The 12,715-nt window shown below is 36.0% G+C and carries 12 protein-coding genes; 4 read left to right on the forward strand and 8 right to left on the reverse strand.

Going from position 1 to position 12,715, the window contains the following annotated elements; genetic code table 11:
- Positions 1–79: 79 nt before the first annotated feature.
- Together CHRYMOREF3P_RS04450 and CHRYMOREF3P_RS04455 are read right to left on the reverse strand one after the other, a co-directional pair.
- A complete protein-coding gene (locus CHRYMOREF3P_RS04450; RefSeq protein ID WP_180563953.1) occupies positions 80–601 on the reverse strand; it encodes an ankyrin repeat domain-containing protein in 522 nt (173 codons plus the stop codon).
- Positions 602–606: 5 nt separating this feature from the next.
- On the reverse strand, positions 607–2,130 hold the full coding sequence (locus CHRYMOREF3P_RS04455) for a catalase (protein WP_175627243.1): 1,524 nt from the start codon (positions 2,128–2,130) through the stop codon (positions 607–609).
- A gap of 262 nt (positions 2,131–2,392) precedes the next feature.
- Between CHRYMOREF3P_RS04455 and CHRYMOREF3P_RS04460 the strand changes: the two genes are divergently transcribed.
- Positions 2,393–2,914, forward strand: a complete 522-nt coding sequence (locus tag CHRYMOREF3P_RS04460; RefSeq protein ID WP_077416619.1) for a TlpA family protein disulfide reductase — start codon at positions 2,393–2,395, stop codon at positions 2,912–2,914.
- A 493-nt stretch (positions 2,915–3,407) separates the two neighbouring features.
- Here the strand turns inward: CHRYMOREF3P_RS04460 and CHRYMOREF3P_RS04465 are convergent, their stop codons facing one another.
- The 3 genes from CHRYMOREF3P_RS04465 to CHRYMOREF3P_RS04475 form a co-directional block, all read right to left on the reverse strand.
- Positions 3,408–4,223: a ferritin-like domain-containing protein gene (locus CHRYMOREF3P_RS04465; RefSeq protein ID WP_077416617.1), complete on the reverse strand. Its 816-nt coding sequence runs from the start codon at positions 4,221–4,223 to the stop codon at positions 3,408–3,410.
- 24 nt (positions 4,224–4,247) lie between these two features.
- Positions 4,248–4,958 carry a ferritin-like domain-containing protein gene (locus CHRYMOREF3P_RS04470; protein WP_180563954.1) on the reverse strand — a complete coding sequence of 237 codons (711 nt, stop codon included), beginning with the start codon at positions 4,956–4,958 and terminating at the stop codon, positions 4,248–4,250.
- Positions 4,959–5,036: 78 nt separating this feature from the next.
- Positions 5,037–5,606, reverse strand: a complete 570-nt coding sequence (locus CHRYMOREF3P_RS04475; RefSeq protein ID WP_180563955.1) for a fasciclin domain-containing protein — start codon at positions 5,604–5,606, stop codon at positions 5,037–5,039.
- A 256-nt stretch (positions 5,607–5,862) separates the two neighbouring features.
- Between CHRYMOREF3P_RS04475 and CHRYMOREF3P_RS04480 the strand changes: the two genes are divergently transcribed.
- Together CHRYMOREF3P_RS04480 and CHRYMOREF3P_RS04485 are read left to right on the forward strand one after the other, a co-directional pair.
- Positions 5,863–6,432, forward strand: coding sequence for an RNA polymerase sigma factor (locus CHRYMOREF3P_RS04480; RefSeq protein ID WP_228408798.1), 570 nt, complete (start codon positions 5,863–5,865; stop codon positions 6,430–6,432).
- 1 nt (position 6,433) lies between these two features.
- A complete protein-coding gene (locus tag CHRYMOREF3P_RS04485; protein WP_180563956.1) occupies positions 6,434–7,255 on the forward strand; it encodes an anti-sigma factor domain-containing protein in 822 nt (273 codons plus the stop codon).
- Between the two features lie 12 nt (positions 7,256–7,267).
- Here the strand turns inward: CHRYMOREF3P_RS04485 and CHRYMOREF3P_RS04490 are convergent, their stop codons facing one another.
- The gene (locus tag CHRYMOREF3P_RS04490; protein WP_180563957.1) at positions 7,268–9,067 is read right to left on the reverse strand and encodes a hypothetical protein; all 1,800 of its coding nucleotides are present in this window, start codon (positions 9,065–9,067) and stop codon (positions 7,268–7,270) included.
- Between the two features lie 796 nt (positions 9,068–9,863).
- On the opposite strand from CHRYMOREF3P_RS04490, the gene CHRYMOREF3P_RS04495 reads away from it, so the two are divergent.
- On the forward strand, positions 9,864–10,349 hold the full coding sequence (locus CHRYMOREF3P_RS04495; protein ID WP_077416604.1) for a hypothetical protein: 486 nt from the start codon (positions 9,864–9,866) through the stop codon (positions 10,347–10,349).
- A 255-nt stretch (positions 10,350–10,604) separates the two neighbouring features.
- On the opposite strand, the gene CHRYMOREF3P_RS04500 is transcribed toward CHRYMOREF3P_RS04495, so the two are convergent.
- Positions 10,605–11,588 (reverse strand): terpene synthase family protein, encoded by a 984-nt coding sequence (locus CHRYMOREF3P_RS04500; protein WP_180563958.1) that lies wholly within the window; start codon positions 11,586–11,588, stop codon positions 10,605–10,607.
- Positions 11,589–11,622: 34 nt separating this feature from the next.
- Positions 11,623–12,627 (reverse strand): terpene synthase family protein, encoded by a 1,005-nt coding sequence (locus CHRYMOREF3P_RS04505; protein WP_077416600.1) that lies wholly within the window; start codon positions 12,625–12,627, stop codon positions 11,623–11,625.
- Positions 12,628–12,715 lie beyond the last annotated feature (88 nt).

Raw genomic sequence — 12,715 nt, forward strand, 5'->3', positions numbered from 1 at the left:
CACTAAGATGTAATACCAAAACAAAATCCCCAATATCAGATGGATAAAGGGGATTTTTTATTTTTAACCAGCAATTATATTATTTAATTACTGATTCTCCTTGAAGCAATTTTACAGCTTCTTCATTATTTTGCATCAGAGCATGCTGCAAAGCTGTGTTTCCTCTGTTATCCTTTATATTTTTATCAGCTCCTTTTTCTAAGAGTATTTTCAGGATTTCTGTTCTGCCAAAAACGGCTGCATAAATCAGAGCTGTTGCATCATTGTAATTTTTGGCATTCATATCCGCTTTAAAGGAAATAAGTAATGAAACCATTTCTTTGTATCCTTTAAAAGCGGCACCCATTAATGCTGTATTACCACTTTGATCCTGCAGATCGGGATGAGCTCCGTTTTCAAGCATCCATCGGGCCGCTTTGTAATGGTTATGGTATACGGTTAAGATTAAGGGAGTATAGCCTCCTGTGTTTTTAGAATCAATATCTTTTTTTAACTTAGACATGGCTTCTATATTACCTGTCTTTGCATACGAAAAGATGTCTTGCGCGCTCATTCTGCTCATCGCAAGAAACAAAATAACGACGGAAATAAAGTATCTCATTATTCTTATTTTGAAGACAATAAAGATTCCAGCTGCTGGCGGTCCATTTTAACATATTGCGCCAGACGTTTTCCATATTCTGAATCTGCCTGATAGAAGTAAGAGATCATTTTAGCCACTACTTTTTTATTGGTAACACTGTTCAAAGCATTTCCAAGGTTTTTAATCAGGTTATCCTGATCTTTTTTAGAGAAAGACCTGTAGAGTTCTCCGGCCTGTTTAAAATTATTTTCCTTATCTATTTTCGCCTGTACTGATGATGTACCCATTGGAAAAATAGTCTGAGAGTATTTGAATTTTTTGTTATCGGTCACTTCCGGTTTTCCCGCTGACGGCTGGTAATTGACTTCTCCGCTTTGAGGTCTCATAGACATGTAACCGTTTTGATTGTATGTCATCGCTTCATTCTTTGATGCATTAATTGGTAATTGCTGGAAATTTCCTCCGATCCTATGTCTCTGAGTGTCAAAATAAGAAAATAGTCTTCCTTGTAACAGTTTATCTTCTGATGGTTCAATTCCCGGTACAAGAGTTCCCGGAGAAAAAGCGGCCTGTTCTACCTGCTGAAAATAGTTCGTCGGATTCTGATTAAGAGTCATTGTTCCTGCTTTAACCGATTTTGCAATAGATTCCGGCCATATTTTGGTCACATCTACCGGATTAAAATCAAGCTTTTCAAAGTCATCTTTTTTCAGCATCTGTATATACAAATCCCACTTCGGAAAGTTTTTATTGCTAATAGCATTGTACAAATCTCTCGTAGCATGTTCTATTTGTGTAGATTGAATTTTATCGGCCTCTTCCTGAGTAAGATTCTTTTCGCCTTGCTGAGGAACCCATTTATACTTTACATACGTTACTTCTCCTTTTGCATTGACCCATTTGAAGGCATGTACCCCATTCCCCTGCATTTCCCTGTAACTGGCAGGAATACCATAATCTGAAAACAACCAAGTCAGCGTATGCGTAGCTTCCGGAATATTAGCCATAAAATCAAAAACCCTGTTATTATCAGAAGCGTTATTGGTAACCGGAGATGGTTTAAAAGCGTGAACCATATCAGGAAATTTCATGGCATCCCTGATGAAAAACACCGGTAAGTTGTTTCCCACTAAATCATAATTTCCCTGATCAGTATAAAATTTAACTGCAAATCCTCTTGGATCTCTGAAAGTTTCCGGAGATCCCTGCTGATGTACTACAGTAGAAAATCTTACCAATACAGGCGTTTTCTTTCCTGCTTTTGATAAAAAGTCAGCCATGGTAACCTCTGAAAAATCGGCATCTGCAACAAATTCGCCAATAGCTCCGGCCCCTCTCGCATGCACTACCCTTTCAGGAATTCTTTCTCTGTCAAAAGCCGCTAACTTCTCAATTAAATGAATATCTTCCAGTAAAACAGGTCCGTTATTTCCTACCGTTTTAGAATTTTGATTATCTCCTACAGGGCTTCCTGTATTAGTTGTCAGTTGTTGAGAATACAGTGTAGAAGTGATAAGAATCCCAGCTAAAAACACATTTTTTTTCATAATTTCTTATTTATTGTGGAGCAAATATAGACCGTTGATCTTCTGAATCCTTCTCAATAAATTCAATTTAGATAATTTTTAAAATCTATCACAAAACAACATATCAATAGATATAATCTACTTTATTATTAAAAAAATAAGAATTATAAAATGATAATAAGATCTGGCTTCTGACAATTTAATTTGCTATTCCTGTAGTTTAATATCTACAGTTTTGAACATTTATCAGATTGAAGAATTACTTAATTTTGCAAAAAAACAAATGCTAAAAAAAATAATATTAATTATAATTATTCCAGCAGCAGCCATTTTTCTGGGATTAAAATTCATCAAAATAAGTACTGTTGATCCTCCTATAATCAATCAGCTTAAAACAAAATTCTCCGGAAATATTGAAGATAGTCCTTTTCAAAAAGAATATCTGAATAAAGATGGACTCGTTGTGGTAAATGTTTGGGCTCCGTGGTGTAAACCTTGCATTCAGGAAATTCCTACTTTCAAAAAAATAAGTAAAGAGAACCCAAACATAAAGTTTGTTTTTCTATCTATTGATGAAGATGCTGAAAAATTAAAAACTTTTCTTGCTAATAATACAATCAACGATATTACGCTTCAGAATATTGAATACATTGAAGCCATCAAAACCTTTTTAGGAGGAAATGGTCTGTTGGGATATAGTTCCATCCCATTAACTTTTATCATAAAAGATGGAAAAGTAATTGATAAAAATGTAGGCAGTATAGATTACAATGAGTTTACTACTCACTTGAAAACACTACAATAGAATCTATCATTTAATCATAAGAATAACATTCAAATTAACTGATCCGCTGAAAAACTGAGGGTTACGGATGTTGAGCAGCGGTTATATAAGATAGGCGTACAGCTTATCTTTTTTAAGATCCATCTACAATTAAAAATATTTTATTTTTTTGAGATGATTTCGGGCAGCAAACGTTGAGACCTTCTGTACATTTAAAAAAAAACAGAAAAAATAATTCAAAATAATGGGACTTTGAATCTTTTTTCAATACATTTGTGGCTTGATTATCTCATTAATTTGAGTTTCATGGTTATTAGTTTTTATCCCCAGGATTACTGGGGATTTTTTATTTCAACCAATACCTGCCCAATTCTGCTCCATCAGCACTTCAAAAGTTTATTAAAGAAAGGAGGGAAGTAAATTCCATGGACCCATACAATTTGACAGAATATAAAAAATCCATTTCCGGAAAATTCCGGAAATGGACACCACTTTATCATCATCCAAATCACAACTAAACTATGAACAAGGAAGCAATAGTCTGTGCATCGCTGCCACTTAATATTTCATCGTAAGCTGCAGAACCTGCTGCCGCTCCAAATAAAGTTCCTGTATTATAGCCCGCCTGGTTTACATTGTCTTCTCCGGCATACACAGGATTGGTTGCGGACGGCATATTTCCCCCGTCAGCAAGCTCAATCCATCCTTTATTAGCTCTCATTCTTCTTACCTGTGAAGCATGTCTGGCTTCAACAGAGTGAATCTGTAATGCAGCCTGAAGCACAACTTTATTGGACATTACGTTTCCCGCCTGTCCTTTATAAGCTCTTACTCCGGTATCTTCAAAAGCCTGGGCGAGAATAAGAAACTGATTATAATCTGTAAAAGGCGAAAAATTTCCGCTGGCTGTAAAGTCAAAGGTTGGTTTATTTCCCGGTGTCGTTCCAAGAGAAGTGAGTGTACTTTTCAGAAAGCTGACATGGGCTGATTCATGTTTTGAAATCTGCATAAAAACAGTTCTGTCTCCAGTGGGAATCAATCCTGGTGTGGATAATCCTATACTGTAATATTCATTTTCAAGATATTCCAGAGCCAATGCCAGTTGTAAGGCATCCGTCAGGGTACTTTTTAAAGCATAGCCTGTTAAATTTGTTTTTGTAGTTTCCGCTTTGGCGGAGGCAGCCATCAGCGTTCCTAATCCAAGCGGTACTGCAGCTGTAGCTGCTTTTTTTCCGAATAAAGACATATTCGTAATCGTTTCCAGTCTTGAAGCTTCCTTTGTGAAAAATTGATCATAAGAAAGCTTATCCAGTAATTTAAGAATATTCATAATGTAATTTTTAAAGGTGAATGATTAGTTAATGCCTCTTTCTTTCCAGGTAAAAGGTGTTTTGATAAACGCTCCGGCAGCCATTACGATATCTTTGGGCTCTTTTGCAAGATCAAGTCCGTTCGCATCTATCACATCATCTCCCGAAAAATCAGCAGTTCCCGGATTAATTAAATTTCTGATGACGGAAGCATGCCTGGCCTCTACCGAAACTATTTTGCCGGCAATCACCAGATAAGCAGGATTGGAAATATATTTCCCTGCCCCGTTGTAGGCTGCTACTCCTGTATCTTCCAAAGCTTTTGCTGTGGCTAATACGGAATTACGATCATTAAAATTCACATTCGGATACTGGAATTCCAGTTTGGGTAGCACATGGTCTGTAGCACCGCTGATGGCTGCTTTAAAGAAATCCCGGTGAATCACTTCATGATGATAAAGGTCTGTGAAAACTTCTTTCTCAATACTTGAAATTCCCGTATAAAAATTATTCACCACTTTCGTATAAAAATCTGCTTCCAGCTGCTCGAGTGCATAGGCATAGTTTAATATGCCCACATCTCCTGTCCCCAGATCATATTTAGGTTCATCTATGATCTGAAAATCATCATTGTCATCACATCCTATGAAGGTAAGACCTGCGATGGCTAATCCTACTCCACTTAATTTTAAAAAGTTTCTTCTGCTTGTATCAAGGGTAACTCCCTGATTAGAAACCTGAATTGTTTTTTTCATGCTATTATTTTTTTAGTGTTCGGATATATAAAAAAGAAAAACAGCATATTCCGGTATGCTGTTTTGTATCTTACATTATTAAGGCATTAGAACCGTATCAATTACATGGATCACCCCGTTAGACTGGTTCACATCTGCGATAGTCACTTTGGCACTGTTTCCTTTTGCATCCTTTATGTAAAGGTCTTTTCCTTTAGTCCAGAATGTAAGATCTTCTCCCTGTACAGTTTTCATCATACTTTTTCCATTTCCTGCTTTCACAGCAGCCCAGATTTCTTTTGCGCTGTATTTTCCAGAAAGAACATGATAGGTTAAGATACTTGCAAGCATTGCTTTATTTTCAGGCTTTACAAGACTTTCTACCGTTCCTTTCGGAAGTTTTGCAAACGCAGCATCTGTGGGAGCCAGTACGGTAAAAGGCCCTGCGCTCTGTAATGTTTCTACCAAACCGGCAGCTTTCACTGCAGCAACAAGGGTTTTGTGATCTTTGGAATTGACTGCGTTTTCAATAATATTTTTGGAGGGATACATAGGGGCTCCTCCTACCATTACTGTTTTTTCTTTCATCGTTTGTGCTGTTACCTTCCCGCCAAAAGCAAATGATAAAACAACCATTGCTAAAACTGTGATTTTTGACTGTGTGTTCATTGCGTTGATTTTTAATTAATTATATTTAATTGTGCTTTTAATGTCATTTACGAGGTCGGTTTCATTTCAGATTGAAAAAAAATGAAATTTATTACAACACATTGATTTACAATAATTTATTTTTTATTAAAAAAAAAGAAACAATCTTGAAAATGTAATCTCTCACATTAAATATTTTTCAATAATTTTCAAAAAATCATGTACGAAATAAAAGACGAATTGGATTTTATTGACTATATGTTTTATTTTATTACATTTGAATAGAAAAATAAAAGCTATTAAAACAACCTATTCGGAAGAAGAACTTATCGTTTTATTAAAAGAAAAAAACGAAACTGGTTTTCATTATCTGTATGACCACTATTCTGGTGCGCTGTACGGAATCATTCTCCGGATCGTTCAATCTAAAGAATATACTGAGGAAGTAATTCAGGATGTTTTTGTTAAAATATGGAACTCTATCCATCAGTATGACGCCTCCAAAGGGAGGTTTTATACCTGGATGATCAATATTGCAAGAAATACGGCTATTGATTATTTAAAGTCTAAAGGATTCCAGAATGAGCTTAAAAACCAACCACTTCCGGATTTCGTATATAATACTACAGAGCTTTCAACGGTCAACAATTCATCTGATTATATCGGGTTTAACAATGTGCTGGAAGGGCTGGAAACAGACAAGCAGGAACTCATAAATCTTGCTTATTATCAGGGATACACTCAACATGAAATATCCGAAAAGCTGAAGATACCGCTGGGAACAGTGAAAACGAAAATGCGTAATGCACTGATGAAATTAAAAGATTTGCTAAAAGATTATCAATAAATTGAACACAAAAGAATACATATCATCCGGAATTATAGAATCTTATATTCTTGGCCATACTTCTCCTGAGGAAGCAGGGATTTTGGAGTGTGTGATGAAAAATAATGCTGAAGTAAAGGCTGCTTTTGAAGAAGCCCAAAAAACTTTGGAACATCTTGCTACCGCTCAGGCTGTAACACCTCCAAGTGATTTGAAATCTAAAATCTGGAATAAAATTCAGCAGGAACAAACTGTTGAAGAAGTAACACCTGTTCTTTCAACAGATATTCCTGAGACAAAAGATCATAAAGAAATTCCGGAAAGAGTAAATATTCAGGGAAATACCCGCTGGAAAACCTATGCAATAGCAGCTTCTGCATTGTTCCTGATAAGTGTTGCCGGCAATTTATTCTGGATGAACAGCCAATCCTCCCATAAAAAGGAAATCGCTTTGCTGTCTGCAGAAAAACAAGCTCAGGATCTGGCAATGAAAAAAATGAACCGTAAGATTGATATGTTCTCCAATCCTGATATGCAGATGGTCATGCTGAAAGGGGTAGAAAAACATACGGATTCCAAAGCAATGGTTTTCTGGGATAAAAAAACAAAAGAAGTCTATCTGAATGCGGAAAAACTGCCTAAAGCTCCTACTGGAATGCAATATCAGCTTTGGGCCATCGAAGACGGACAACCTGTGAGTGCAGGAATGTACACCGAAGATAAAGACAGCAACATTGCACTGGCCAATATTTCCAATGCTCAGGCTTTTGCCATTACGCTCGAAAAAGAAGGCGGAAGTAAAGTGCCTACCATGGAGAATATGTTTGTCATGGGTGAAATTTAAAACACTCCTTTATCAATTCCCAAAGTTCACAAAATGAGGAACATCTGTTGCAAAATTATTCATTGGTAAAAGATTATTTCTATTGCTGTTAAAATCAAAAACAGAATTGTTATCAAACGGAACCCGCGGATAATACATGAAAGAAATCTGAATCCTGTTGAACACCAGATACGGATTATTAATTAAAACACCTATTCCGATTTTTGCATTAGCTTTGGTTTTCAATAGTTTATCATCAGGCATTCCCAGCCAGCCAACCGCGGTAGTTAAATAAGGACTGAAATGGAAATTCTTCCAGGTTTTGTTAATAAACAACTGGAGCTGATATCTTAAAACCAGTTTTTTAGTTCCGATATAATCTGAATTGTAAACAGGAAATTCATCTGCAGAAGAAAGGTTTATCCTGTCCTTGTATGAGTAATTATGCTGTGGATTTCCAAGGGCTAACGTTGGAGAAAAGAAATGTCTTGCTTTGGCAAATTTCCAATCCATAAGATTCGTAAAATAAGTTCCGTCTACACGGAAAGACTCCCTATTCTGACTGTCTTCATTAAAAAAACGTCCAAACTGAGCTTTGACAGTGAAATATCCTACCTTTATAAAACTACCGTAAGAAGCAGAAATTCCCACATAAGGGTTCACTTCTTTATTTCTTGATAAGCCTCCCGCAATAATGTTCACCGAATTACCGTACGCAACATCTTCCGGCAAATCATATTGAAAAATATTTCTCTGAACCGAAAAGTTTCTGTGGATAAACCCAACAGACATCAGAAAACTGTTGTATGAGCTAAAGTATTTATACTGGTCTATTCCCGGACTGTCTTTATACTGGTAATTCTGAAATCGTCCTATTATTGCAATATTGCTGGATACTTTTTCGTTTGGATCTGATGAAACGGGAATCTGATAACCACCCCATAAATCCTGGCTGTACACTTTGATCTGAACTTCCGGAAAAGCCGTATCGGTTTCTGTAGGAAGCAAAACATTCCTCTTAAAATATTCAAATGTAAAACCACCCGCCCATTTCGTCAAAGGCGAGAAAAAGTCTCTTCTTACATTGAAATTGATTCTTTCGTTTCTCAAAAAATCCCGTTCGCCAAGAAGCTGGGCATTGATATAAGTGCCTAAAAGGTTATAGGCTGTATAGCTTCCCAAAAGATAATCCTGCTTTTCTTTGGAATCATTTCTGTAAAGGAAATCAAGGGTGTGTCCTAATCCCAATACATTTTCTTCAGTAGCTCCCAGACCGAGTTTACTTCCTGAATAGCTGATCCTGGGTTTCAGACTCCAGGAATCCAGGACTTTTACCACTACATCAATAGAATCTTTACTGGATGTACTGTCGGAAACACTGATATTCACTCTGTTCACAAATGGCATTGCTCTGAGCAAACGCTCAGATTCATAGAGTTTCTGGGCGTTGTATTCTTCACCTTCTTCAAAAAGCAGATAATTATTTACGGTGGAGTTTTTTGTATTGGCATGAAGATGATCTGCCACCCAATCATACCATCTGGATCTTTCTTTAGTGTCCCTGGAACCATATCCAAATGGATCAATAGTCTCTATCCTGATTTTTCTGATGTATTTTTTGTTATAAGCCTCCTGCGACAGTTTTTCAGTCCTGGACTTAACGGAAGTTGAATCCGGCTCTCTACGAAATATAAAGCGGTGAATAAATTTGGTAACTTTTCTCTTATCTGAAAATTCTTCTATTTTGTAATACAGCGAATCTTTCTTCTCCTGTGCATTTAAAAAGAAAAAACCACCTAAAAAGAAAATTAAAATTGCAATCGTTCTAGTCATTAGTCATCAAAATTCAATACAGTTTGTAGTATCAATTTATACGCCAACAGGCTTTAAAATGGACAAGAATTAGAAAATTTTCCACTTAAAGTTTTCATGTTTTATATTTTTATTTTTTAAATAATATAACGGTCAAAGAATGACCGCTTCTTCTTGTAACATCCTAAAAACAAATTGTTATGATAATTGAGATTTTAGAATATACATTATTTTCAGTCTTTATTAGATGAAACCTGACAATACTATCAAATTCAGAGTAAAAGAAAACAACAGTAAAATAATCAGTTCTTTCGAAAAACGGCTCTCTTTTTTAAAAATATAATTGATCCAGAATGATAATCCTAGAAACACTAATCCTACTGTTGTAAAAACAACAGTTCTCGTGATAAGAGCTGGAATAAATTCATTTTCTCTTATCTGATCCCAATTTTCTTTTGATCCTGTCCAAAATCGTGATATTCCTATTAAACTTAGAAAACCAATTGTATAAACTATAGTTTTCAACAATAAATAGATATTATTTTTATTTGTATACTCCATTCTTACATCATCGTAATAGTTTAGATTATAAAAAGGTTCCTTCTACAGCGTACAAAAGAAATATACCTTTAAAATAATCACTAATAGGTGCCAGAACACAAATATAACGAAAAGCCCTCTCTAAGAGAAGGCTAAAGCCCAGATGTTTTATTTGTATCCAGCATGTCAACTGAAAAGCTAACTTAAATCATAAAAGCAAGAGTATTTCAATACATTTTTTTTTGTTATTTTTACTCATTATAAATAAAAATAAGACATGAGAAAAATCGTACTCTCGGGAATCGCAGTTATAGGAGGGTTTCTAGCAGCAAATGCACAGTGTAAACCTGTATCTACTCTTGCAGAAAATTTTGATACCTGGAAAGATATCAATAAATGCTGGACTGCTCAACCAGGGAAAGCTATGCTGTATGCCAGTGATAAAAGAATTATTTTTTATTCAATGAGCAACCCAGGAGAAAATATGTATCTGGTAACTCCGGAAATGAAAGCCGGAACTTATACGCTTTCTCTTGACCTTTCGGATAACGGAGGTGAAACAACATTAGAACTTTTCTCTGTAAACAGCCCTTCTGATGCAAAATCTTATGTTTCAATCACTAAGCCTTCAAAGATAACAGGAGAGAAAAAAACATATACCATTTCTTTGAAAAAAGACTCCCATCTGGGACTGAAAGTTTTACTGAATGGGGTACATCAGGCTGTTTATATGGATAATTTTTCTTTAACTCCAAAGAAATAGATCAAGAAACCCGCAATTAAATTTTTATATAATTGTTTTGTTTAAATTTTTGTTTTCCGCTCTACAAAACCTTCAGACTTCATACTAAATAGAGGATACAAAGGTTTATATGAACACAAATAAAAGGCTGTATCCTATATTTGACGATGCAAATATAGGATACAGCTTCTAAAAGTGATTACAGAAGTAAAATTCAAGCCTGTTATTGAATATGGGTGAACAGAATTGATCCTGCTCTCTGTGTTTTCATTAAGATTATTGTGTAATTATCCCATATTCTGGTTTAGGAAACTCACCAGGAGTTTTGTACCTGGTGGAATTGCCTTTATGATACCATGCTCCTAATCCTGAGATCATCAATGCCATATTATGTACAAACCGTACAACATTCTTTTGTTCAAGACCAAAATCAGGCAAATTATTCTGAAGTGCAACAAATTCCTGAACATATGAATCGTGGATATGCATTGCTTCAGTAATAGCTTCTTCCAATGAAACATGATACTGATTCTTTATCACCAATATAATGTTCAGAATTTCTGTATCAATTCCTAGTTCCTTCTCTATTGAAGCAAAATCATTCTGAATCGCCATTATTCTGCACATCAGCATTTTTAACCGTTTTATAATCGGATGTTCAGATATATACCCCGGAACAATATAATTAATGGAAGGTTCTACCGGATCTCCATAGGGGTACATAAAAACCGAATACTCACGGATAAGCAGAAGATTACTAAGAGTTGGAAATTCTCTTTTCAATTTATAGGATGTTTCTTCCATAATTCCATAGGTAGTATAATTATAAAAGTTTTTAGTCCAACGTATCAACCAGTCATTATTAACGTAAGGAATAAATTCCTGCCTGCTTAGAGCCACTTGTTTTATAAGTCCGATATCATCCGCTTTAGGCTGTTCTCCCAGCATGACATCCATTATATGGTCTCTGATATCTGCAAATTGATCAACCGGACACAACTCATAATAATCATCAAACAGAGTCAGCCATACCATAAATCTTGCTATAGGTCTGATCTGCTCTTTGGTGCTAGCCGCCGGAAACATATAAGATGCGGCTTCTACGAGGCCGTGTTTCTTATATTTAGTTCTTGTGGCTTCTGACATAAACTGATAATCCGTATCAATCCAATTATTCTGTTCTTCATAGAATGATTGTGAAAACGGGCCTATTTCATAGGTCCAGGGATATTGTAAAACAGGAACATCTTGCTGTTTCATCTTTAAAATTTAAAATTGTTATATTGAATTAAGCTTATTTTACAGTCTTGGGGGTCAGGTTATCCTCAGGCCAGGCAAAACCAACTCCTCCGTGCTTATACCTATTGGTTTCCAGGTAAAAAGTATTAACTCCCTGCAGTCCAACACCTGCATAATAAACGAATTTGTCTACGTGTTCCTGATATTCACCAAACTCCCGATACTCATTATGTAAGCCATTCAAACTGGCCAGCTCTTCATTATGAATACGTAAAGCTTCTGCACAAGCATCTTCCAAAGAAAGATTATACTCCTGCTGCAAAACAAAAACCAGATTAAAAACCTCTGTTCCTTTCGCCATTTCTTTTGGCAGGGAGTGAAGATCATTTTGCCAGGCAACAACCAGGGTCATATGGGAAATCATCTTTTGCACTACGATATGCTCAAAGATATGTTCCGGCAGGACAAGACCAGATTCAATCTCACCAAAGATCAGATAAGGACGCATTAGAACAGAATATTCTCTAATGGTTTTGTAAAGATTCAGTGATGGCGGGCGGTGGGCTATTTTGTATGGATATTCCAATTCGATTCCATATCTGAAAGACTGATAAAAATAGTATACAAAACGCTCAAACCATAGGTCTGGCATGAAAGCACGAAATTCATCCCGGATCATTGCCATGTGATGATAGAGCGCATTTTCCTCCGGCATGGCTTGAGCACCCCTGAGAATATCTGTACAGCGGATCCGCAGCTCCTGGATCTCTTCAAGGGAAGAATGTTCCACCTGATCATCGAGAGCAACATATTGGAGCATAAACCTATTGCATGGAATAGCCTGCTCATAGGTTAAGTGCGGCCACATACGTGCTGTACACATATGAAGCTCCATCTTTTTATAAATTGTCCGTTGTTTTTCTGTCAAAAAAGTATAGTCATTATCAATCCAGCCATCCATATCTTTCCCCATTTGTTCAGCATGTGGATTTATAAGGTCAGGCCATGGATAGCATCCCCGTGGCAAGTAATCTGTACTATTAAATTGTTCTGGTGTCATCTTTATTTATATTTTAAAATTATTGCAAAGCATATTAGTGTACCCGCCACTCTTTTCTAAACTTTCGGCAGGTTCTTAATACGACGGT

The sequence above is a fragment of the Chryseobacterium sp. JV274 genome, assembly GCF_903969135.1.
Taxonomy (GTDB): Bacteria; Bacteroidota; Bacteroidia; order Flavobacteriales; family Weeksellaceae; genus Chryseobacterium.